Below are 21,693 nucleotides of genomic sequence, written 5' to 3'. Positions count from 1 at the left end.
CACCAGCGTCCTGGAAGGCGTGAACAACCGCATCAAGGTGATCAAGCGGATGGCCTATGGCTTCCGGGACTCTGACTATTTCTTCCTGAAAATCAAGGCCGCCTTCCCCGGGAAAGCGCGATGAACCAAAAAAAAGGGCGACCATCAGGTCGCCCGCCCATTCAAGGCATTCCTGAAAAGGAATGCGGAAACGCTTGCACCCAAATCACGCAGGATGATCGGTACGGGCCCAGTGTCGCCCTCACCCGCCCGCCTGCCTATTGCACCATGGTCGTATGCAGGCGAACTCGTGGACGCGAGCCATACTGTTGGCAATCCGTAGTGGTGGATGAGGACACCTTCATGAGCCCCGAGCATCTCGCCCTCCTGCAACAGGCGCCGGCCAGCAACAACACCGAGGACATCTGGGGCCGGATGTGTTGCGAGCAGGCCCTGCTGGCCCTGGAGGAAGGTTGCTACGCCGTCGGCGCGGTGCTGGTCAACGAGCGCCAGGAGCTGCTGTGCAGCGGCCGCAACCAGGTGTTCGCCAACGGCTTCGACAGCGCCGCCCATGCCGAGATGAAGGTCATCGACCAGCTCGAACGCCTGCACCCCGAGGTCGACCGCGACGGCCTGACGCTCTACGTCAGCCTGGAACCCTGCCTGATGTGCTACGGCCGCATCCTGCTCGCCGGCATACCGCGCGTGCGCTACCTGGCGCGTGACCAGGACGGTGGCTTCGCCGTGGGCCACGGCCAGCTGCCGCCCGTCTGGGAAAGCCTGGCCTCACGCCTGTCGGTGGCCCAGGCCGAGGTCGCGCCCTACTGGACCGAGCTGTCCGAACTAGCGATTCATCGTCTGCAGAACCGCCAGGCGCTGCGCCAGCGGGTGGCCCGGGCCTGGCGCGGCCAGCCATGAGCTCTGCCTAATCCTTGCCCAGGCCATGCTGACGCAGCTTGTTGGCGATGGTGGTGTGGGACACTCCGAGACGCTTGCCCAGTTGCCGACTGCTCGGGTGATCGCGGAACAGACGCTCCAGCACCGCCTTCTCGAAGCGACCGAGAATGTCCTCGAGGCTGCCGTCCACCGAGAACTCGCCCAGCGGCTGCGGCGCGCCATAGTCCGGCAGGCGAATGTGCTCGGCCTTCACCGTGCCACCGTCGCACAGCGATACCGCCTGGAACAGCACGTTCTCCAGCTGCCGCACGTTGCCCGGCCAGTGGTAGTGCGCCATGCGCTCGAGGGCCGGCGGCGCCAGCCTGGGCAGCGCGCAACCGATCTGCCGGCTGGCCGAGTCGAGGAAGTGCTCCACCAGCGGCGCCAGGCCATCGAGGCATTCGCGCAGCGGCGGGATGTGCAGGCTGAGCACGTTGAGGCGGTGGTAGAGGTCCTGGCGAAACTCGCCACGCGCGCACAGCTCGGAGAGATCGACCTGAGTGGCGCAGATCACCCGCACATCCAGGTACACCTCCTCGTCGCTGCCGACCCGGCGGAAACAGCCATCCTGGAGAAAGCGCAGCAACTTGGCCTGCAAGCGCGGGCTCATCTCGCCGACACCATCGAGAAACAGCGTACCGCCGGCCGTCAGTTCCAGTAGACCGAGCTTGCCTTCCGGCCGTGCCCCCTCGAAGGCGCCGGGGCCATAACCGAACAGCTCGGTCTCGGCCATGGACTCGGGCAGGCCGGCGCAGTTGAGGGCCATGAACGGCGACTGGCCGCGCGGGCTGGCCAGGTGGCAGGCGCGCGCCAGCAGTTCCTTGCCGGTGCCGGTCTCGCCCTCGATCAGCAGCGGCGCATCCAGTGGCGCCATGCGCCGCGCCTCCTTGACCACCGCCGCCATCACCTTCGAGCTCTGGAAGATCGAGTCGAACCCGCGCAGCTCCTGCTTGCGCACGTGGTAGATGCGCTCGCCGACGCGATCGGCGCGGTGCAGGGTCAGCACGGCGCCGGCCAGCGCCTCGCTGTCGTCGTGTTCGTTCTGCAGCGGCGCGATGTCGGCGAGGAACACATCCCCCCTGATCTTCACGCGCAGGCCATTGATCCGCGTCTTGTTGGCGCGCACCAGCTCGGGCAGGTCGAAGTCCTCGGCGTAACGCGACAGCGCCATGCCGGGCACCTCGTCCACCCGCACACCGAGCAACTGCGCGGCACTGCGGTTGGCGGCGACGATGCTGCCGCCCATATCGATCGACAGTACCGGAAAATCCAGAGCGCCGAGCAGTGCGTTGAGTTCCAGGTGGCGCCGCTCGCTGGGCATCAGGCCGACGCGCTTGACGCCGAACACGCCGGGAATCGCCTCGAACTTGGGGCGCAGCGACTGGAATTGCAGGTTGATCAGGTTCGGGCAGTGCAGGTAGATGGCGTTGCCCTGCTCGCCGCCGACTTCACCACGGGCGACGTTGATGCCGTAGTCGACCAGCAGGTTGAGGATGTCACGCAGGATGCCGACACGGTTCTGGCAATGGACCTTGATACGCATGGCGCAGGCTCTTGTGGGTCTTGTTATGGGCCGTCACGCCTGGAAATTCGCCGCGACGGCATATTTTTCGTCAAGAATATGTGACAGTTTCGCGTGACAGCAAGCTGAAAGCTGGCCACCCCACCAAAGTCGTAATCAAAACTTTACGATTTAATCCCCTGTCCGCACATATCCCGCCTGGACTGCCCCCTGTTCCGCGGAGCGATCGCAGGCATGCTCTGGTCAAGACAAGAACAACAGCCCCCTGAAGGAGGCAGCGATGAAGAGCACGCAGTACCTGGCCCGAGAACCGGACGACAGTGGCTTTATCCACTACCCCGAGGCCGAGCATCAGGTGTGGAATACCCTGATCACCCGCCAACTGAAAGTGATCGAGAACCGTGCCTGCCAGGAATACCTGGACGGCATCGAACAGCTCGGCCTGCCGCTGGAGCGCATCCCGCAGCTGGGCGAGATCAACCGGGTGCTCGAAGCCAGCACCGGCTGGCGCGTGGCACGGGTACCGGCGCTGATTCCGTTCCAGACCTTCTTCGAGCTGCTGGCCAGCAAGCAGTTTCCCGTCGCCACCTTCATCCGCACGCCCGAAGAACTGGACTACCTGCAGGAGCCGGACATCTTCCACGAGATCTTCGGCCACTGCCCGCTGCTGACCAACCCCTGGTTCGCCGAATTCACCCACACCTACGGCAAGCTCGGCCTGCAGGCCACGAAAGAGCAGCGCGTCTACCTGGCGCGCCTGTACTGGCTGACCATCGAGTTCGGTCTGCTCGACACCCCGGCAGGCCGACGCATCTACGGCGGCGGCATCCTGTCCTCGCCGAAGGAAACCCTCTACGCCCTGTCCGACGTACCCGAGCACCAGGCCTTCGATCCGCTGGAAGCGATGCGCACGCCGTATCGCATCGATATCCTGCAACCGGTGTACTTCGTCCTGCCGGAGCTCAAGCGCCTGTTCGAGCTGGCCCAGCAGGACATCATGGCGCTGGTGCAACAGGCCATGAGCCTGGGCCTGCATGCCCCGAAGTTTCCGCCGAAAGCCGCGTAGGGTGGACATGCCGCCAGGCTTGTCCACCATCGCTATAGCGAGTAGCCCGGATGAAATCCGGGATGGCCCTCAGACATCGCCCCGGATTTCATCCGGGCTACGAACAATCAGGAGAACCCCAATGAGTCTTGCCCAAGCCCAGTGCGAAGCCTGCCGCGCCGATGCGCCGAAAGTGTCCGATGAGGAGCTGGCCGAGCTGATCCGAGAGATTCCCGACTGGAACATCGAGGTGCGCGGCGACCACATGGAGCTGGAGCGCGTCTACCTGTTCAGGAACTTCCGCCACGCCCTGGCCTTCACCAACGCCGTCGGTGCCATCGCCGAGGAAGTCGGTCACCACCCTGCCCTGCTCACCGAATGGGGCAAGGTCACCGTCACCTGGTGGAGCCACGAGATGCGCGGCCTGCACCGCAACGACTTCATCATGGCGGCCCGCACCGATGTACTCGCCGCCAGTGCCGAGGGCCGCAAGTGAGCCATTTCGCCACTGTCGCCCGCGTGCCCGGCGACCCGATCCTCAGCCTGATGGAGGCGTATCGCCTGGACAGCAACCCGGCGCGCCTGGACCTGGGGGTCGGCGTGTACAAGGATGCCCAGGGCCTGACGCCAATCCCGCGTGCGGTGAAGCTGGCCGAACAGCAGCTGATCGACAGCGAGCGCACCAAGACCTACGTCGGCGGCCACGGTGATGCGGCGTTCGGCGCCCTGCTCAGCGAGCTGGTCCTGGGCGCGGGTTCCGCCCTGCTCGCCGAGCAGCGTGCCGGGGCGACGCAGACCCCCGGCGGCACCGGCGCCCTGCGCCTGGCCGGCGACTTCATCCGCCACTGCCTGCCGGGACGCGGCATCTGGCTGAGCGACCCGACCTGGCCGATCCACGAGACGCTGTTCGCCGAGGCCGGGCTCAAGGTCGGCCACTACCCCTACGTCGGCGCCGACAATCGCCTCGACGTGGAGGCCATGATCGCGGCACTCACCCACCTGCCCAAGGGCGACGTGGTCCTGCTGCATGCCTGCTGCCACAACCCCACCGGCTTCGACCTCGCCCCGCGTGACTGGAAGCGCGTGCTGGAAGTGGTCAAGGCGCGCGAACTGCTGCCGCTGATCGACTTCGCCTACCAGGGCTTCGGCGATGGCCTGGAAGACGATGCCTGGGCAGTGCGCCTGTTCGCCGCCGAGCTGCCCGAACTGCTGATCACCAGCTCCTGCTCGAAGAACTTCGGCCTCTATCGCGAACGCACCGGTGCCCTGATCGTCTGCGCCGCCGATGCCGAGAAGCTGCTCGACATCCGCAGCCAGCTGGCGTCCATCGCGCGCAACCTGTGGTCGACACCGCCCGCCCATGGCGCCGCCGTGGTCGCGCAGGTGCTGGGCGACGAGGCGCTCAAGCGCCTGTGGCTGGACGAACTGGAAGGCATGCGCCAGCGCGTCGCCAGCCTGCGCCGCGGCCTGGTCGAAGCCCTGGCACCGCACGGCCTGAGCGAGCGCTTCGCGCACATCGCCGAGCAGCGCGGCATGTTCTCCTACACCGGCCTGACAGCGGTGCAGGTGCAACGCCTGCGCGAGGAGTTCAGCGTGTACATGGTCGGCAGCGGCCGCGCCAACGTCGCCGGGCTGGATGCCACGCGCCTGGAGCAGCTGGCCAGCGCCATCGCCCGGGTCTGCGTGAACTGAGTCGGCGGGCGGCGGTCACTATGGCCTGCCGCCTGCTCGCTTCACGGCTATAGTGCGGTCAACGCCATCCACGACGGATTCGCCAATGGCCGTACCCAGCAACATCCTCTTTCGCGCCTACCAGCGCATCATCCACAGCCTGGCCTTCTACCCGACGCTGATCGCCATCGGCTTCTTCCTGCTGTGCGTGCTGACCATGGCCATCGAATATCGCCCCTGGATGATGGCGCTCAAGGAGAATTTCGACATCGGCCTGGTGCGCAACGCGGACAACGCCAGGCTGATCCTCGGCACCCTGGTGGCCGGCATCCTCTCGCTGATGGTGTTCAGCTTCTCGATGGTCATGGTGGTGCTCAACAACGCCGCGGCCTCGCTCTCGCCACGGGTGATTCCGGGCCTGATCAGCAGCAAGGGGCACCAGAAGACCCTCGGCGTCTACCTGGGCAGCATCCTCTATGCGCTGCTGCTGATCACCACCATCGAACAGGGCGACAGCGAGCGGGTGCCGAGCCTCGGCGTGCTGATCACCCTGGCCCTGGGTATCACCTGCCTGGGCCTGTTCGTGCACTTCATCCGCTCCATCTCGCAGTCCATCCAGGTCGAGCACATTCTCAGCAATCTCTACGGCGCCAGCCTGGAAAAGCTCGACGCCTGCCAGGCGAACCTGGCCGACCGGGAGCAGCAACCCGACTGGCCGGACGACAGCGCCTGGGTGACGATCAATGCGCAGCGCAACGGCTACTTCAAGGCCCTCAACGTCAGTGAAGCCAACGCCCTGCTGCGCCGCCACCAGGTGCGCATGACGGTCCTCGCCCCCCGCGGTTTCTTCGTCACCGAGGGCCATCCGTTGCTGCGCCTGGAGCGCCCGCTGGACGAAGACGTCTGCCAGCAACTGCTCGACTGCTTCGACTTCTTCATCGAGGAGTACGCCAGCACCCACTACTTCTTCGGCTGCCGGCAGATGGCGGAGATCGCCGTGAAGGCGCTCAGCCCCGGCATCAACGATCCGGGTACCGCGATCAAGACCGTCGACCTGCTCAGCGTGCTGCTGAGCAGGCGCCTGGCACTCGGCGACCGCGACTTCGTGCCGCTGCCCGACGAACCGCCACGGCTGTCCTACCACGAACTCTCGCTGGACCAGTTGCTACTACAGCTGTTGGGGCCGATTCGGGCCTACGGCGCGGCGGACGTCAGCGTGCTGAGCAGCCTGCTGCAGGCGTTCAAGAACCTGCTGCACCGCCCCTGCAGCCCGGCGCAGCGTGAGGTGCTGCTGCGCCATGCGCGCAGCGTGCGGGACACCGCCGAGCGCCACCTGCTCGAGCGTCGCGAGCGCGAGGAAATCAACGCGTTCATCGCGCGCCTGAACCGCACGCTGCCTGCGGAACAGCGCCCGCTGCTGCCCCTGCCGGATGCCAGCGACGCCCCATGACGGGGCACCAGGCATCACCGAAAAATTGATCGACCGTTTATCAGTAAAAATACTTCATATATATCAACAGGTTGGAAACACATCAGGAAAACCATGGCGTGCTTCATGCTTGCCATCGAGGGCACAGTTCCCTAGGGTAGTTCGCATGTGGTCCCTGATTGCCCCCATCAGTTCGTTGCTGAGCGGGGTCGCGTTACTCCTGCTCGGCAATGGCCTGCTCAACACCCTACTGACCCTGCGTGGCGTCGCCGAAGGCTACTCCACCACGATGCTCGGACTGATCATGTCCGGGTACTTCGTCGGGTTCCTCCTCGGCACCTGGCTGGCGACTCCGCTGGTCCGGCGCATCGGGCATATCCGTGCATTCGCCTGTTGCGCGGCGCTGGCCGCCATCGCCGCCCTGCTCCACCTGCTGCTGATCGACCCGTGGATCTGGCTGGGCCTGCGCGTGCTCTACGGCCTGGCCCTGGTGACGCTGTACATGGTCATCGAAAGCTGGCTCAACGCCCAGGCGGCGAACGAGAAACGCGGCCAGGTGTTCGCCGTGTACATGGCGGTCAACCTCGGTGCCCTGGCCCTGGCCCAGCAACTGCTGCACCTGGCCGACCCGGTGCAGTTCACCCTGTTCGCCATCGCCGCGATTCTGATCAGCGCCGCGCTGATGCCCATCACCCTGACCCGCCAGGCGCAACCGAGCCTGCCGGAAACGCCACCGAGCAACCTGCGCCAGCTGTGGAGCATCGCGCCGCTGGCCATCGTCGCCGCCGGCCTGTCCGGCCTGGCCCTCGGTGCCTTCTGGGGCATGGCGCCGGTGTACGCCAGCCTGGCCGGCTTCGACACCCCCGGCGTTGGCCTGCTGATGACCGCGACCATTCTCGGCGGCGCCCTGCTGCAATGGCCGATCGGCATCTACTCGGACCGTCACGACCGCCGCCAGGTGCTGCTCTGGGTCGTGCTGCTGGCCGTCGGCCTGGCACTGGTCATGAGCCTGCTGCCCGCCGGACCGCTGCTGCTCGGCGCCATCTTCATCTGGGGCGGCCTGGCCTTCGCCATCTACCCCATCGCCGTGGCGCAGCTGATCGACCAGTTGCACAGCGACGAGATCCTTTCCGGCTCCGCCAGCCTGCTGATGGTCAATGGCATCGGCTCGGTCTGCGGGCCGCTGCTGGCCGGTGTGTTGATGGAGCAGCTGGGCGCCACGGCACTGCCGCTGTACTTCGCCAGCACCCTCGGCCTGCTGGCCGCCTACACCCTCTACCGGCTGCGCCATGTCAGCGATCTGGTCAGCGGCGATGCCGCCCACTTCGTGCCCATGCTGCGCACCAGCCCCACGGTGCTGGAGCTGATGCCCGATGCGCCGCCACATGAACACGAACCCATGGAGGACACCCCGAACCCCGTGTCCTGAAGACGTCAACCGGCTGTTTCGGCAAGGCCCCGAGCCTACCCCAAGCAGCCAGAACCCGGCCTGCCGGCCGCTCGCCAACGAGCCGCGCCGCACTGGCCACTTCTGGAGAAACAACGATGCTATTAGCCACCGACCTGGATGGAACCTTTCTCGCCGGCGATCCCGAGGATCGCCTGAGCCTCTATCAGACCATCGCCGCCCACCCCGAGATCAAGCTCGCCTACGTCACCGGGCGCAGCCTGGAGGCGGTGCTGCCGCTGCTGGCCGACCCGACGCTGCCGCAGCCGGACTACATCATCGCCGACGTCGGGGCGACCCTGGTGCACGGTGACAGCCTGCAGCCGATCCAGCCGTTGCAGAGCCTGGTCGATGCCCACTGGCCCGGTGAGAGCCAGGTCGCCAGCGCCATCGAATCCTTCGGCCTGGAACGCCAGGACGTGCCGCAGGCGCGCCGCTGTTCCTACTTCTGCACGCCCGAGCAGGCGGCCAACCCGGCCCTGCGCGAAGCGGCGGAGCAGTTGGGCTGCGACCTGCTGTACTCCGCCGAGCTGTACCTGGACTTCCTGCCCCGGGGCGTGAACAAGGGCAGCAGCCTCAAGGCCCTGGCCGACTGGCTGGAGCTGAACCATGACCAGGTGCTGGCGGCGGGCGACACGCTCAACGACCTGTCCATGCTCAGCGCCAGCTTCCATGGCGTGTGCGTCGGCCAGTCCGAGGGCGCGCTGCTGGAAGCCACCCGTCATCACTCGCGGACCCTGCACGCCAACCGCCCCGGCTGTGGCGGCATCCTCGAGGCCTTCGCCCACTTCGGTTTCCTCGGCGAGCACGGCATCGCCGCCGAACGTCGCCAGGCGGCACAACCTGGCAAGTCCGAACTGGTGATGGTCTATCACCGCCTGCCCTACGAGGAATACCGCAACGCCGCCGGCAAGCTGCAGCGTCGCCGTCCCACCTCGCCCAACGGCATCATCCCGACCCTGCTGAGTTTCTTCGGCGACGGCCGCCCCGGCTCCTGGGTCGCCTGGGCCGTGCACGAGGACGACGACGAGCCGTTCGACAGCCACACCACGGTGGATGCCGAGCGCTATCCCAAGCTCACCGCAGCGCGGGTCAAGCTGAGCAAGGAAGAGGTCGACATCTTCTACAAGCGCTTCTCCAAGGAGGCCTTCTGGCCGACCCTGCACACCTTCTGGGAGCGCGCCACCTTCAACGAGGACGACTGGCAGATCTTCCTCAAGGTCAACCGCGCCTTCGCCGAACGCACCGCGCTGGAAGCCGCCGAAGGCGCCATCGTCTGGCTGCACGACTACAACCTGTGGATGGTCCCGGCGTACCTGCGCGAGCTGCGCCCGGACCTGCGCATCGCCTTCTTCCACCACACCTACTTCCCCTCGGCGGACGTGTTCAACGTGCTGCCCTGGCGCCGGCAGATCGTCGGCAGCCTGCTGCAGTGCGACTACATCGGTTTCCACATTCCGCGCCAGGTGGAGAACTTCGTCGACGTCGCCCGTGGCGTGTTCCCGCTCAAGACCCTGGAACGGCAGAACTGCGCGCCGCGCTTCATCACCTACGGCTGCGCCGTGGGCCTGGAGCGCATGACCACCGCCCTCGACACCGGCACCCGCCAGGTCAAGCTCGGTGCCCATCCGGTCGGGCTGGACATCGACCGCGTGCGCAGCGCCCTGGAGGCGCCGAAGATCAAGGAGCTGATGGGCCAGCTGCGTGAGGAGATGAAGGGCGTCAAGCTGATCCTCTCGGTGGAACGCCTCGACTACACCAAGGGCATCCTGGAAAAGCTCAATGCCTACGAGCGTCTGCTCGCGGACAATCCCGAGCTGATCGGCAAGGTCACCCTGGTCACCGTGTGCGTACCGGCAGCCAAGGAAATGACCATCTACGACGAGCTGCAGACGCAGATCGAACAGGCCGTGGGGCGCATCAACGGCCGCTTCGCACGGATCGGCTGGACGCCGCTGCAGTTCTTCTTCCGCAGCCTGCCGTTCGAGGAAGTCAGCGCCTGGTACGCCATGGCCGACGTGATGTGGATCACCCCGCTGCGTGACGGCCTCAATCTGGTGGCCAAGGAGTTCGTCGCCGCCCAGGGCCTGCTCGACGGACGTGGCGTGCTGGTGCTGTCGGAGTTCGCCGGCGCGGCGGCCGAACTCAAGGGGGCGCTGCTGACCAACCCGCATGACCCGGCCGACCTGGCGCAGACCTGCTACCTGGCCCTCAACCTGCCGAAGAGCGAGGCACAGGCGCGCCTGCGCGAGCTGTTCGATATCGTCTGCTACAACGACATCCGCCGCTGGGGCGAGGAATTCCTCGCCGGCGTGCAGCTCCAGCAGGAGCCCGAACCGCTGACGCTGGTGAGCTAGCAGCACCAACGGGTGGAGGCTGCGCCTTGTGGCAGGCGCTTCAGCGGCGAGCGTCCAGCCTGATCGCGGCTGAAGCCCCTCCCACGAGTACCGCCGGACAGCTGCTCGTGCAGGAGCCGCCTCAGTTTTTCGCGGCTAACGCGCAATGCCGCGCAGGGTGCAATCCCGCTTTCCCGGATTGCACCCTGCCGCCGTCAGCCCTGCTGGCTATCGACCACGCAGTTGATCATCCACGGCACACCGAAACGGTCGGTGAGCATGGCGAAGCGGGTCGCCCAGAAGGTGGCCTGCAGCGCCATCTGCACCTCGCCACCCGCCGAGAGTGCCGCGTACAGCCGTTCGGCCTCGGGCACGTTGTCCACCTGCAGGGAAATCGAGCAGCCCTTGATGCCCTCGTGCGGGTACTGCGGAATGGTGTCGGATGCCATCAGCACCTGGTCGCCCGCCGTCAGGCACACGTGCATCACCCGGTCATGGAACTGTGCCGGCACCTCGCCGGCCTCCGGGCTGTCAGCGAAGCGCATCAGCTCCAGCTTGCCGCCCAGCAGCTCGGCGTAGAAGTTGAAGGCCGCTTCGCACTGGCCGTCGAAGATCAGATAGGCATGGATTTTCATCGATTCTCTCCTCAGTCTTCAGCGCACATGCGCGCGCGAATGCGTTCTTCCTGCTCACGCAATTCGGGGGTGAACTCGGCACCGAAATCCTCGGCATCGAAGATCTGCCGAATCTCGATGTCGGACTCGCCAGGCATGGGATTGGGGCAACGCTTGACCCAGTCGATGCAGGCCTGCAGCGACTCGACCTGGAAGATCCAGAAACCGGCCACCAGCTCCTTGGTTTCCATGAACGGGCCATCGATCACCGTGCGCTGCGCGCCGGAAAAGCGCACCCGCGCGCCCTTCGAGCTGGGGTGCAGGCCTTCGGCGGCCTGGATCACACCGGCCGCCGCCAGTTCCTCGTTGTACTGACCCATGGCCGTCAGCAGCTCCTCGCTGGGCATCATGCCGGCCTCGGAATCTGCGGTTGCTTTGACAATCACCATGAAACGCATCGCCTTTCTCCTTGTTCGAGTCGAATCGCGCGCAGGGCGTCTCCCTACGGCTGACAGTGAACCCTGGGCGGGGTTCTATGCAGTAGTCGAACGGGCAACGGAAGAATCGACAGGCGCCGGAAAAAAATTTCTGCGCACGTTCGACACTGCGAACCGGCGTCGCCGCCCACCCCACTGAATGAACGTCCGGCGACAGCACGCGCTGCACACCGGACCCAGGCCACTCTAGTACAGGGTTGAGCGATTGGGCGCCCAATTGCCGGGCGCCGCACGGGAGGGATCGATGAACGAGGGTGCGCCCGGCGCACCGACACTGGCTCGGCTCAGACGCGGAAGCGGCTGACCAGCACCTGCAGATGGTTGCCCAGTCGCGCCAGTTCCACCGAGCTGGCCGCCGTTTCCTCGCTGGCAGCGGCGGTCTGTTCGGCGACGTCGCGCACGTTGAGCACGCTGCGGCCGATCTCCTCGGCAACCGCGCCCTGCTGCTCGGCAGCCGCAGCGATCTGCTGGTTCATCGACTGGATGTTGGAGACCTTCTGGTTGATCACCCCCAGCGCCGAGCCGGCCTTGCGCGCCAGCTCGACACTGCCTTCGGTCAGGCCACGGCTTTCCGCCAGCACGCCCGCCACCTGCTGGGTACCACGCTGCAAGGCCCCGATCAGCGCCTCGATCTCCTCGGTGGACTGCTGCGTGCGCCGCGCCAGGCCGCGCACCTCGTCGGCCACCACGGCGAAACCGCGTCCGGCCTCACCGGCGCGGGCGGCTTCGATGGCGGCATTGAGCGCCAGCAGGTTGGTCTGGTCGGCAACGGCCTTGATCACGTCCATCACGCTGCCGATCTTCTCGCTTTCCTTCTGCAGCAGGTTCATCGCATCGGTAGAGCGCACCATCTCGCCGGCCAGCACCTCGATCTGCTCGATCGCCTCGTTCACCACCTGGTCGCCCTGGTGCGCCTCGGCGTCGGCATCGGCGGCCGCGAGCGACGCCTGCTCGGCATTGCGTGCCACCTCGTTCACCGTCGCGGACATCTCCTGCATGGCGGTCGCGACCTGATCGGTCTCCTGCTTCTGGCTGTTGACCCCGGCGCTGGTCTGCTCGGTCACCGCCGACAGCTCTTCGGCGGCACTGGCGATCTGGCTCACGCTGTCACGAATGCCACCGATGAGCTCGCGCAGGGATTGGCCCATGCGCTGGACGCCTTGCTGCAACACGCCGATCTCGTCGCGGCGCGTGCTCGGCGGCAGATCGGTGAGGTCGCCGGAGGCGATGCGCTCCACCACCGCCAGCGTGTCACCCAGCGGCCGGGTGATCTGCCGGGTGATCAGGATCGCCGAACCGATGCCGATGGCCAGTGCCACCAGCGTGGTGATCAGCTGCATGGACTTGGCGGCGGCCGTGTCGCTGTCACGCTGCAGCACCTGGTTGTGGATGAGCTGATCGCTCAGTTTGACGATTTCGTTGCCGGTCCGGTCCAGTTCGTCACGCGCCGCGATCGCCGCCGTGTTGGCCTGCTGGAAGGCCGTCACCACCGCCCGGTAGCTGTCGAAGCCACGCTGAATGGCCGCGACCTGCGCCGCACTCTCGCTGCCCATCGACACCTCGAGCTGAGTCAGGCTGTCGGCGGTTCGCTGCACCTGGCGAACCACCGCGGCTTCGCTGTCGGCATTGACCTTGGCGGTGTAGCCACGCACCTCGTAGCGCATCAGCTGGATGCCTTCCTTGGCATCACGCATGGCCCGGTAGCGCACCTGCCGCTGCGGGTCGTACTCCGGCATGCGCGCGATCACCGCGTCGAGAGCCTCGATCTCGGCGAAGACTTCACGGGCCAGGCGGCCCATCTCCTGGCGCGTCGCGGCGGCGTCGGCGAAGGCGCTGCGCATGGTCGTCAGGGCCTCCTGATAATGGGCGATCTGGCCGTTCTGCTGCTTGAGCAGGCGAATGTTATCGGCCGACCTGAAGTTGCCCATGATGCGCTCGTGCGATGCGCGGTAGAGGTCGAGCGCACGCTGCATCTCGTCTCCCAGCGCCTTGTCGCCGTTGCTCATCACGTAACGCACGCGGTTGACTCTCAGGTCATCGAGCAGGTTGTTGACCTCATTGATCTCGATGACCCGCTGGCCGCGCTCGATGAGGCGACCGATACCGTCCCAGCCGGTGATCGCCAGAAGCAGGGTAAGCAGAAGCACGAGGCCGAAACTGATAGCGAGCTTGAGGGTGACACTGACATTGCCGAGCCATTTGCTCATGAAATTCTCCGTCCAAGGAATGGGGATTGGATATCCGCTGGAGAATTGTTCTTGTTGCCAGCACGCTAACCACGGCACTCGGAAGTGACTGATCGGTCGACGATATCATGGCGCCACTATTAAGTCATCATTCAACTAGATGACCATATAAGTGGCCTTGGACGGAAATTGATCGGGCGCCCTGCTTCAGCCCAACAGCTGCAAGGCCTCGACGCTGCACTGCTGAATCCGCGCCCAGTCGCCGTTCTCCACCCACTCGCGCTGGAACATCCAGGTACCGCCCACGCACATGACGTTGGGCTGCTCCATGTAGCGCTGCAGGTTGTCCGGATTGACGCCGCCGGTAGGACAGAAGCGCACGCCGCCGAAAGGTCCGGACAGCGCCTTGAGCGCCGCGACGCCGCCGCACAGCTCCGCCGGGAACAGTTTGAAGCGGCGGTAGCCGAGGGCGTAGCCGACCATCAGCTCCGAGGCACTGCTCACCCCCGGCAGCAAGGGCAAGGGATTGTCCAGCGCCGCCAGCAGCAGCTCGCGCGTGCTCCCCGGCGTGACGATGAACTGCGCGCCAGCGGCGGTGGCCGCTTCCAGCATCTGCTCATCCAGCACGGTGCCGGCACCGACGCAGAGCTCGGGGCGCTCGGCGCGCAGGCGACGGATCGCCTCCAGGCCGTGCTCCGAGCGCAGGGTCACTTCCAGCACGCGCAGACCACCTGCCGCCAGGGCATCGGCCAGCGGCAGGATGTCCGCCTCGCGGGCGATGGTGATCACCGGCATGATTCGCGCCTGGGCACAGATGCGGTCGATCTCGGCGATCTTTTCGGCCATGCGCGCGCGCTGGTCTTGGTCGAGGCTGGTCATGTCAGGGGCACCAATGAATTTCGAGAGGGGAATGCAGGAAAGCGCGGATCGGCAGCTCGGCGATCTCACCCGGCAGCAGCGCCGCGCTCAGTGTGTTCAGTTTCGCCTGGCCCTGGATCGCCAGCAGCGGCAGGCGCGCACGGGCCAGTACCGGCAGGGTCAGGGTCAGGCGTTGCGTCGGCTCGCTCGGCGCGAGCATCGCCAGGACGCGACGCGGGCAATCCGCCTGCAGCGCCTGCCGCAGGTGGGCGCTGCCGGGGAACAGCGAGGCGGTATGGCCATCGTCGCCCATGCCCAGCACCAGCACATCGATGTCTGCCAGCTTGGCGACGGCGGCATCGGCCAGCTCGGCGGCCTGCTCATGGCTGCCAGCGACCTGATAGAGGCTGAGAAAGCGCGCCTCGGCAGCCGCCCCGCGCAACAGATGACGGCGCACCAGGGCTTCGTTGCTGGCGGCATGATTGACCGGTACCCAGCGCTCGTCGGCCAGGCTCACCAGCACCTGCGCCCAGGGCAGCGCCTGCTGCGCCAGCGCCTCGAAGAACGCCACCGGGCTGCGCCCGCCGGACACCACCAGGGTCGCCTGGCCACGCTCGGCAAGCGCCTGGCGCAGTGCAGCGGCAACGCGCTGCGCCAGCGCCTCGGCCAGCTGCCCGGCATCGCCGTGCGCGCAGCCGTTGACGCCCGCCGGCAACGGCAGCTCAGAGATCGCCATACCAGCTCCTCCCGTCGCGAGTGATCAGCGCCACCGCGGCCATCGGCCCCCAGCTGCCTGCCGTGTAGGGTTTCGGCGCTTCGCCCAGACGCTGCCAGCCGTCGATCAGTTGGTCGCACCACTGCCAGGCATACTCGATCTCGTCCTTGCGCACGAACAGGTTCTGGTTGCCGCGCATCACCTCCAGCAGCAACCGCTCGTAGGCGTCAGGGATGCGGGCGCTGCGATAGGTATCGGAGAAGCTCAGCTGCAGCGGGCCGCTGCGCAGCTGCATGCCCTTGTCCAGTCCCTGGTCCTTGGTCAGCACCTGCAGGGCGATGCCCTCGTCCGGCTGCAGGCGGATGATCAGCTTGTTGCCGATCAGCTGGCGCTGCTCAGGGGCGAAGATGTAGTGCGGCGGCGCCTTGAAGTGGATGACGATCTGCGACAGCTTCTGCGGCATGCGCTTGCCGGTGCGCAGGTAGAACGGCACGCCGGCCCAGCGCCAGTTGCGGATGTCCGCACGCAGGGCGACGAAGGTCTCGGTATCGCTCTGCGTGTTGGAGTTCTCTTCCTCCAGGTAGCCGGGCACCGGCCGCCCGTCGCTGCTGCCGGCGACGTACTGGCCGCGCACCACGCGCTGGCCGAGCTGCTCGACGCTGATCGGCTCCAGCGCCTTGAGCACCTTGACCTTCTCGTCACGGATGCTGTCGGCGGAGAGGTCGCTGGGCGGGTCCATGGCGATCAGGCAGAGCAGCTGCAGCAGGTGATTCTGGATCATGTCGCGCAACTGCCCGGCCTGGTCGAAGTAGCCCCAGCGCCCTTCGATCCCCACCTTCTCGGCCACCGTGATTTCCACGTGGGAGATATGGTTCTGGTTCCACTGGGTCTCGAACAGGCTGTTGGCGAAACGCAGGGCGATCAGGTTCTGCACCGTCTCCTTGCCCAGGTAATGGTCGATGCGATAGACGCGGTTCTCGGGGAACACCCGGGCCACCGCATCGTTGACCGCGCGCGAGGACGCCAGGTCGTGACCGATGGGCTTCTCCAGCACCACCCGCGTGCCCTCGGCCAGGCCGACGGTCGCCAGGTTGCTGCAGATGCCGCCATAGACGGAGGCCGGCGTGGCGAAGTAGGCGATCAGCTGATCCTGCGGGCTGACGTGCTCGAGCAGCGCCGCGTAGTCCTCGGCCTTGAGAAAATCCATGCTCAGGTAGTTCAGCCGCGCCAGGAAACGCGAGAGGTCGACGTCCGTCAGTTCCTTGGCCGGCACATGCAGGCGCAGCGCCTGCTCGATGGCGCCCAGGTGGCTGTCCGGGGTCCCGGCCTCGCGGGCCAGCGCCAGGATGCGCGTGCCATCGTGCAGCAAACCGGCACGATCGAGTTGGTAAAGCGCGGGAAACAGCTTGCGCAAGGCGAGATCACCCAGGGCACCGAACAGGGCGAAGGTACAGGATTCAAGCTTGATTGCGGCCATGAGATTGTTCTTTTATCAAGATGCGTTAGAAATACCGGTTGATAAGGGTTTTATCAAGGGGAAATATTGTTATAGCAACAACATTATTTTCTAGAACAGAGAAGTCGGTGGAGACCATCGAGCGTCATCAGTAGGATAGGCCGGCTGTCTTACCGCCCGTCGCGATGCCGCCACCCCCGTTCAACCGCCTGTTAGGAGCCCCTATGGACCGCGTGCGCAACCTGCTGGAAAAGATCCAGAGCCGCCTGGACGACCTGAACAAGGCTGAACGCAAGGTCGCCGAGGTGATCCTCTACGACCCCCAGCAGGCCACCCGTTTCAGCATTGCCGCTCTCGCCCAGGCGGCCGGGGTCAGCGAGCCGACGGTCAACCGTTTCTGCCGCTCCTTCGGTGCCAACGGCTACCCGGAACTGAAGATGCAGCTGGCGCAGAGCCTGGCCAGTGGCGCCGCCTACGTCAGCCGTGCGGTGTCCGCCGACGACGGTCCCGAGGCCTACACCCGGAAGATCTTCGGCAGCACCATCGCCTCGCTCGACGCCGCCTGCCAGAGCCTCGACGCACAGCATGTCAGCCGCGCCGTCGACCTGCTGATCCAGGCGCGGCAGATCCACTTCTTCGGTCTCGGCGCCTCGTCCTCGGTGGCGCTGGACGCACAGCACAAGTTCTTCCGCTTCAACCTGGCGGTGTCGGCCCACTCCGACGTGCTGATGCAACGCATGATCGCCTCGGTGGCGCACACCGGCGACCTGTTCGTGATCATTTCCTACACCGGGCGCACCCGCGAACTGGTGGAGGTCGCCCGCCTGGCGCGCGAGAACGGCGCCTCGGTGCTCGGCCTCACCGCCGCCGGCTCGCCGCTGGCCAAGGCCAGCACCCTGAGCCTGGACATCCCGCTGCCGGAAGACACCGACATCTACATGCCGATGACCTCGCGCATCATCCAGCTCACCGTGCTCGACGTGCTCGCCACCGGCGTCACCCTGCGCCGTGGCGTGGACTTCCAGCCGCACCTGCGCAAGATCAAGGAGAGCCTCAGCGCCAGCCGCTACCCGGCGGACGAGGAACCGCTGTAAGGCGTTTGCAGGAGCGGGCCGGCACGCGATCCGCGCCCTCCTGGCAAAAGCATCGCCGGCAAGCCGGCTCCCACGACCCGGTACGCAGCGCTAAGCGCAGCGGCTGCGCACCCGACCCGGCCAGCGGCGCTTCTGCTAGGCTGGCCGACTTTTCCGAACCTGCCAGGAAACACACCATGCAAGCCCTGATCACCCTCAGCCGCTTCATCGGCAACACCTTCGCCGTCTGGGTGCTGCTGTTCGCCATCGCGGCCTTCTTCCAGCCCAGCTGGTTCCTGCCGCTGACCGCCTGGATCGTCCCGCTGCTCGGGCTGATCATGTTCGGTATGGGCCTGACCCTCAAGGCTGCCGACTTCCAGGAAGTCGCGCGCCGGCCACTGGCGGTGCTGCTCGGCGTGGTGGCGCAATTCAGCATCATGCCGCTGCTGGCCTGGGCGCTGTGCCAGGCCTTCGCGCTGCCGGCGGAAATCGCCGTCGGCGTGATACTGGTGGGCTGCTGCCCGGGCGGCACGGCCTCCAACGTCATCACCTGGTTCGCCCGTGGCGACCTGGCGCTGTCGGTGTCGATCACCGCCGTGACCACCCTGCTCGCCCCGCTGGTGACGCCTGCGCTGATCTGGCTGCTGGCCTCGGAATGGCTGCCGGTGTCCTTCAGCGCCATGTTCATTTCCATCCTCAAGATGGTGCTGCTGCCCATCGTGCTCGGCCTGGTCGCCCAGCGCCTGCTGGGGGAGCGGGTGAAGACCGCCGTCGAGGTGCTGCCGCTGATATCGGTGGTGAGCATCGTCGCCATCGTCGCGGCAGTGGTGGCCGCCAGCCAGGGCAAGATCGCCGAATCCGGCCTGCTGATCATGGCCGTGGTGATCCTGCACAACGGCATCGGCCTGGGCCTGGGCTACCTGGCCGGACGCCTGTTCGGCATGTCGCTGGCGCAACGCAAGACGCTGTCCATCGAGGTCGGCATGCAGAACTCCGGCCTCGGCGCCGCCCTGGCCAGCGCTCACTTCAGCCCGCTGGCCGCCGTGCCCAGCGCCCTGTTCAGCGTCTGGCACAACCTCTCCGGGCCACTGCTGGCGACCCTCTACCGGCGCATGGGCCAGGACACAGGCACGCACAGCGACTGAGCCCAGCACTCGCACCAATCCGGGGCATCTTGCCCCGGACGCGACGATATGCACAATAATGGCGCACGCGAGGACGACCTCCGCACCCTGAGCCCAGGGTGGCTCATCCGGGGACGGCCCCTTCAGTCACCCCTGGAGGCTACATGTCCTGGATCATCCTGCTGCTCGCCGGCCTGTTCGAAGTCGGCTGGGCCATCGGCCTGAAATACACCGACGGCTTCACCCGCCCCCTGCCCACCGCCCTGACCGTCTGCGCGATGCTGATCAGCCTTGGCCTGCTCGGCCTGGCCATGAAGGAACTGCCGCTGGGCACGGCCTACGCCATCTGGACCGGTGTCGGCGCCGTGGGCACGGTGATCGCCGGCATCATTCTGTTCGGTGAGTCGATGGCCCTGCTGCGCCTGGCCAGCGTGGCGCTGATCGTCTGCGGGCTGGTCGGGCTCAAGCTGAGCCATTGAACAAGCCGAGGCCCGCCCGGCGGGAGGTGCTTCAGCAGCGCGGCGCCGCCTGCATGACTGCAGCCCCTCCCCCCCCTGGGCTCAGATCAACGCCAGTCCCCGCGCAGCTCCGCCACCTGCGCCTGCAGCACCTCACGCCTGGCGTCCTGCGCAGCGACGGGCTGGCCCGCCACCAGGCACACCCGCGACCACAGGCGCTTGAACAAGCCCTTGTGCGGGTCGCGACTGAAGAAGCTGCCCCACAGACCCTGCAGGGCCATGGGGATCACCGGTACCGGGTTCTCGTCGAGAATGCGCTCGACCCCGGCCTTGAACTCGTCGATCTCGCCATCGGTGGTCAGCTTGCCCTCGGGGAAGATGCACACCAACTCGCCATTGCGCAGGTACTCGGCGATCTTCTTGAACGCCGCGTCGTAGATCAGCAGGTCCTCGTTGCGCCCGGCGATCGGCACCGTACCGGCCGTGCGGAAGACGAAGTTGAGCACCGGCAGGTCGTAGATCCGGTAGTACATGACGAACCGAATCGGCCGCCGCACCGCTCCACCGATCAGCAGCGCATCGACGAAGGACACGTGGTTGCACACCAGCACCGCAGCGCCTTCGTCAGGGATCGCCTCGAGCCCCTTGTGCTCGACCCGGTACATCGAATGCCCGAGCAGCCAGATGAGAAAGCGCATGCTGAACTCGGGGACGATCTTGAAGATGTAGCTGTTGACCGCGATGTTCATCAGCGACACCACCAGGAACAGCTGCGGAATCGACAGCCCGGCGACGCTGAGGAAGAGAATCGCAACGATGGCCGACACCACCATGAACAGCGCATTGAGGATGTTGTTGGCAGCGATCACCCGCGCCCGCTCGTGCTCCGCCGTGCGCGACTGGATCAGCGCATACAGCGGCACGATGTAGAAGCCGCCGAACAGGCCGATGCCGAGGATGCAGCCGAGGATCCACCAGGCCTGGCCATGCCCCAGCAGCGCCAGCCAGTCGTGCGGCGCGGCGCCCTGCGGAAAGCCGCCGGAGAACCACCAGAGCAGGATGCCGAACAGGGTCAGGCCGATGGAGCCGAACGGCACCAGGCCGATCTCCACCTTGTGCCCGCTCATCCGCTCGCACAGCATCGACCCCAGGCCGATGCCCAGCGAGAACACGGTGAGGATCAGCGTCACCACGCTCTCGTCGCCGTACAGCCACTCCTTGGAGTAGGCCGGAATCTGCGTCAGGTAGATCGCGCCGAGAAACCAGAACCAGGAGTTGCCCACCAGCGAGCGCGACACCGCCGGGCGCTGGCCCAGGCCGAGTTTCATGATCACCCAGGACTGGCGGAAGATGTTCCAGTCCAGCTGCAGCTCCGGCATGGCCGCCGAGGCCCTGGGAATGCCCTGGCTGGCCAGGTAGCCGAGCACCGCCACCCCCACCACCGAAGCGGCGACGATGGGCGCGTAACTGCTGCTGGCCATCATCACCCCGGCCCCGATGGTGCCCGCGAGGATCGCCAGGAAGGTGCCCATTTCCACCAGCGCGTTGCCCCCCACCAGCTCCTGCTCCTGCAGGTGCTGCGGCAGGATCGAATACTTCACCGGACCGAACAGCGCCGACTGCGTGCCCATGGCGAACAGCACGCCGAGCATCAGCGGCAGGCTGTCGAGCAGCACCCCGGCAGCCCCGGCGAGCATGATGAAGATCTCGGCGAGCTTGATCTTGCGGATCAGCGCGTCCTTGGCGAACTTCTCGCCGAACTGGCCGCCCAGCGCGGAAAACAGAAAGAAGGGCAGGATGAACAGCAGCGCGCAGAGATTGACCAGCAGATCGCGGTCGACGCCTGTGTTGAGCTTGAAGAGGATGGCGAGAATCAGCGACTGCTTGAAGATGTTGTCGTTGAAGGCGCCGAGCAATTGCGTCATGAAGAACGGCAGGAAGCGCTTCTTGCCGAGCAGGGCGAATTGCGATTGTTGGGTCATCGTCCATGGTCCTCGCGGGGGTTGGTTTGCCCGCACAGGCATTTGACTGCAAATACCCTCCAGAAAGCCACAGCGCAAATGCGAACGCCTTGGCGATCACGCGGAGCCGCAGGGCGAATGTCGTCCCTCACATCCACCAGCACCGTAGGGTGGATGTCGCTCTTTACATCCACCAAAGCGGTGGATCGCTGAAACGTGATCCCCCATCCGTGCACGGCCCGAAAAACGGGCAAAAAAAACGGCAGCCCAATCGGGCTACCGTTCTCGAACTCGGAGAAAACGTCAGCGCCTCGCACTGACTACAACCTCACCTGCATTCCCTGAGGAATGCAGGCGCAGTCTGACAAAAGCCCGGGGCAACGTCC

General features: G+C 66.1%; 19 protein-coding genes. 11 read left to right on the top strand and 8 right to left on the bottom strand.

What is annotated here, in order from left to right; genetic code table 11:
* A partial coding sequence (locus EWH21_RS19195; protein ID WP_277700592.1) for a transposase occupies nucleotides 1–124 on the top strand: 124 nt, incomplete at its 5' end.
* Nucleotides 125–342: 218 nt separating this feature from the next.
* Nucleotides 343–897 (top strand): nucleoside deaminase, encoded by a 555-nt coding sequence (locus tag EWH21_RS19190; protein WP_037056371.1) that lies wholly within the window; start codon nucleotides 343–345, stop codon nucleotides 895–897.
* Nucleotides 898–904: 7 nt separating this feature from the next.
* Here EWH21_RS19190 and EWH21_RS19185 read toward each other — a convergent pair whose 3' ends face one another.
* Complete coding sequence (locus tag EWH21_RS19185; RefSeq protein WP_037056373.1) at nucleotides 905–2,458, bottom strand: sigma-54-dependent phenylalanine hydroxylase transcriptional regulator PhhR; 1,554 nt, start codon at nucleotides 2,456–2,458, stop codon at nucleotides 905–907.
* A 259-nt stretch (nucleotides 2,459–2,717) separates the two neighbouring features.
* Between EWH21_RS19185 and phhA the strand changes: the two genes are divergently transcribed.
* The 6 genes from phhA to ggpS all read left to right on the top strand — a co-directional run bounded on the left by phhA (nucleotide 2,718) and on the right by ggpS (nucleotide 10,386).
* Nucleotides 2,718–3,503 (top strand): phenylalanine 4-monooxygenase, encoded by a 786-nt coding sequence (gene phhA / locus EWH21_RS19180; RefSeq protein WP_037056375.1) that lies wholly within the window; start codon nucleotides 2,718–2,720, stop codon nucleotides 3,501–3,503.
* Nucleotides 3,504–3,624: 121 nt separating this feature from the next.
* The gene (locus tag EWH21_RS19175) at nucleotides 3,625–3,978 is read left to right on the top strand and encodes a 4a-hydroxytetrahydrobiopterin dehydratase (protein WP_037056381.1); all 354 of its coding nucleotides are present in this window, start codon (nucleotides 3,625–3,627) and stop codon (nucleotides 3,976–3,978) included.
* The gene (locus EWH21_RS19170) at nucleotides 3,975–5,174 is read left to right on the top strand and encodes an amino acid aminotransferase (protein ID WP_152489265.1); all 1,200 of its coding nucleotides are present in this window, start codon (nucleotides 3,975–3,977) and stop codon (nucleotides 5,172–5,174) included. The genes EWH21_RS19175 and EWH21_RS19170 overlap by 4 nt, the downstream gene beginning before the upstream one ends.
* Nucleotides 5,175–5,259: 85 nt before the next feature.
* Nucleotides 5,260–6,603 carry a DUF2254 domain-containing protein gene (locus EWH21_RS19165; RefSeq protein ID WP_277699082.1) on the top strand — a complete coding sequence of 448 codons (1,344 nt, stop codon included), beginning with the start codon at nucleotides 5,260–5,262 and terminating at the stop codon, nucleotides 6,601–6,603.
* Nucleotides 6,604–6,748: 145 nt separating this feature from the next.
* Nucleotides 6,749–8,011: an MFS transporter gene (locus tag EWH21_RS19160; protein WP_037056385.1), complete on the top strand. Its 1,263-nt coding sequence runs from the start codon at nucleotides 6,749–6,751 to the stop codon at nucleotides 8,009–8,011.
* A gap of 116 nt (nucleotides 8,012–8,127) precedes the next feature.
* On the top strand, nucleotides 8,128–10,386 hold the full coding sequence (gene ggpS / locus EWH21_RS19155) for a glucosylglycerol-phosphate synthase (protein WP_047588528.1): 2,259 nt from the start codon (nucleotides 8,128–8,130) through the stop codon (nucleotides 10,384–10,386).
* Between the two features lie 194 nt (nucleotides 10,387–10,580).
* On the opposite strand, the gene EWH21_RS19150 is transcribed toward ggpS, so the two are convergent.
* The 6 genes from EWH21_RS19150 to zwf form a co-directional block, all read right to left on the bottom strand.
* On the bottom strand, nucleotides 10,581–11,000 hold the full coding sequence (locus tag EWH21_RS19150) for a VOC family protein (protein ID WP_047588526.1): 420 nt from the start codon (nucleotides 10,998–11,000) through the stop codon (nucleotides 10,581–10,583).
* A gap of 11 nt (nucleotides 11,001–11,011) precedes the next feature.
* A complete protein-coding gene (locus tag EWH21_RS19145; RefSeq protein WP_037056390.1) occupies nucleotides 11,012–11,437 on the bottom strand; it encodes a YciI family protein in 426 nt (141 codons plus the stop codon).
* Between the two features lie 323 nt (nucleotides 11,438–11,760).
* On the bottom strand, nucleotides 11,761–13,683 hold the full coding sequence (locus EWH21_RS19140; RefSeq protein ID WP_277699081.1) for a methyl-accepting chemotaxis protein: 1,923 nt from the start codon (nucleotides 13,681–13,683) through the stop codon (nucleotides 11,761–11,763).
* 186 nt (nucleotides 13,684–13,869) lie between these two features.
* Nucleotides 13,870–14,541: a bifunctional 4-hydroxy-2-oxoglutarate aldolase/2-dehydro-3-deoxy-phosphogluconate aldolase gene (locus EWH21_RS19135; protein ID WP_277699080.1), complete on the bottom strand. Its 672-nt coding sequence runs from the start codon at nucleotides 14,539–14,541 to the stop codon at nucleotides 13,870–13,872.
* A gap of 1 nt (nucleotide 14,542) precedes the next feature.
* Nucleotides 14,543–15,256: a 6-phosphogluconolactonase gene (gene pgl / locus EWH21_RS19130; protein WP_277699079.1), complete on the bottom strand. Its 714-nt coding sequence runs from the start codon at nucleotides 15,254–15,256 to the stop codon at nucleotides 14,543–14,545.
* Complete coding sequence (zwf, locus tag EWH21_RS19125; RefSeq protein ID WP_277699078.1) at nucleotides 15,243–16,712, bottom strand: glucose-6-phosphate dehydrogenase; 1,470 nt, start codon at nucleotides 16,710–16,712, stop codon at nucleotides 15,243–15,245. The genes pgl and zwf overlap by 14 nt, the downstream gene beginning before the upstream one ends.
* Before the next feature lie 212 nt (nucleotides 16,713–16,924).
* On the opposite strand from zwf, the gene EWH21_RS19120 reads away from it, so the two are divergent.
* The 3 genes from EWH21_RS19120 to sugE all read left to right on the top strand — a co-directional run bounded on the left by EWH21_RS19120 (nucleotide 16,925) and on the right by sugE (nucleotide 19,367).
* Complete coding sequence (locus EWH21_RS19120) at nucleotides 16,925–17,785, top strand: MurR/RpiR family transcriptional regulator (protein WP_172979226.1); 861 nt, start codon at nucleotides 16,925–16,927, stop codon at nucleotides 17,783–17,785.
* Nucleotides 17,786–17,961: 176 nt separating this feature from the next.
* The gene (locus tag EWH21_RS19115) at nucleotides 17,962–18,909 is read left to right on the top strand and encodes a bile acid:sodium symporter family protein (protein ID WP_277699077.1); all 948 of its coding nucleotides are present in this window, start codon (nucleotides 17,962–17,964) and stop codon (nucleotides 18,907–18,909) included.
* A gap of 143 nt (nucleotides 18,910–19,052) precedes the next feature.
* Nucleotides 19,053–19,367 (top strand): quaternary ammonium compound efflux SMR transporter SugE, encoded by a 315-nt coding sequence (gene sugE, locus EWH21_RS19110; RefSeq protein ID WP_277699076.1) that lies wholly within the window; start codon nucleotides 19,053–19,055, stop codon nucleotides 19,365–19,367.
* Between the two features lie 86 nt (nucleotides 19,368–19,453).
* Here the strand turns inward: sugE and EWH21_RS19105 are convergent, their stop codons facing one another.
* Nucleotides 19,454–21,328, bottom strand: coding sequence for an MFS transporter (locus EWH21_RS19105; protein WP_277699075.1), 1,875 nt, complete (start codon nucleotides 21,326–21,328; stop codon nucleotides 19,454–19,456).
* Nucleotides 21,329–21,693: the final 365 nt, after the last annotated feature.

Origin of the sequence: Pseudomonas sp. REST10 (assembly GCF_029542605.1) — a bacterium.
GTDB lineage: Bacteria > Pseudomonadota > Gammaproteobacteria > Pseudomonadales > Pseudomonadaceae > Aquipseudomonas > Aquipseudomonas khazarica.
The sequence above is the reverse complement of the archived record's forward strand: the minus strand, read 5'-3'. Positions and strand labels throughout refer to the sequence as shown.

What these genes read in the sequence shown, in the direction of transcription:
- EWH21_RS19175 (WP_037056381.1), top strand. Translation starts at nt 3,625, where the DNA reads ATGAGTCTTGCCCAAGCCCAGTGCGAAGCCTGCCGCGCCGATGCGCCG.
- phhA (WP_037056375.1), top strand. Translation starts at nt 2,718, where the DNA reads ATGAAGAGCACGCAGTACCTGGCCCGAGAACCGGACGACAGTGGCTTT.
- EWH21_RS19135 (WP_277699080.1), bottom strand. Translation starts at nt 14,541, where the DNA reads ATGACCAGCCTCGACCAAGACCAGCGCGCGCGCATGGCCGAAAAGATC.
- EWH21_RS19140 (WP_277699081.1), bottom strand. Translation starts at nt 13,683, where the DNA reads ATGAGCAAATGGCTCGGCAATGTCAGTGTCACCCTCAAGCTCGCTATC.
- pgl (WP_277699079.1), bottom strand. Translation starts at nt 15,256, where the DNA reads ATGGCGATCTCTGAGCTGCCGTTGCCGGCGGGCGTCAACGGCTGCGCG.
- EWH21_RS19115 (WP_277699077.1), top strand. Translation starts at nt 17,962, where the DNA reads ATGCAAGCCCTGATCACCCTCAGCCGCTTCATCGGCAACACCTTCGCC.
- EWH21_RS19105 (WP_277699075.1), bottom strand. Translation starts at nt 21,328, where the DNA reads ATGACCCAACAATCGCAATTCGCCCTGCTCGGCAAGAAGCGCTTCCTG.
- EWH21_RS19145 (WP_037056390.1), bottom strand. Translation starts at nt 11,437, where the DNA reads ATGCGTTTCATGGTGATTGTCAAAGCAACCGCAGATTCCGAGGCCGGC.
- EWH21_RS19190 (WP_037056371.1), top strand. Translation starts at nt 343, where the DNA reads ATGAGCCCCGAGCATCTCGCCCTCCTGCAACAGGCGCCGGCCAGCAAC.
- EWH21_RS19185 (WP_037056373.1), bottom strand. Translation starts at nt 2,458, where the DNA reads ATGCGTATCAAGGTCCATTGCCAGAACCGTGTCGGCATCCTGCGTGAC.
- ggpS (WP_047588528.1), top strand. Translation starts at nt 8,128, where the DNA reads ATGCTATTAGCCACCGACCTGGATGGAACCTTTCTCGCCGGCGATCCC.
- sugE (WP_277699076.1), top strand. Translation starts at nt 19,053, where the DNA reads ATGTCCTGGATCATCCTGCTGCTCGCCGGCCTGTTCGAAGTCGGCTGG.
- EWH21_RS19160 (WP_037056385.1), top strand. Translation starts at nt 6,749, where the DNA reads ATGTGGTCCCTGATTGCCCCCATCAGTTCGTTGCTGAGCGGGGTCGCG.
- EWH21_RS19165 (WP_277699082.1), top strand. Translation starts at nt 5,260, where the DNA reads ATGGCCGTACCCAGCAACATCCTCTTTCGCGCCTACCAGCGCATCATC.
- EWH21_RS19150 (WP_047588526.1), bottom strand. Translation starts at nt 11,000, where the DNA reads ATGAAAATCCATGCCTATCTGATCTTCGACGGCCAGTGCGAAGCGGCC.
- zwf (WP_277699078.1), bottom strand. Translation starts at nt 16,712, where the DNA reads ATGGCCGCAATCAAGCTTGAATCCTGTACCTTCGCCCTGTTCGGTGCC.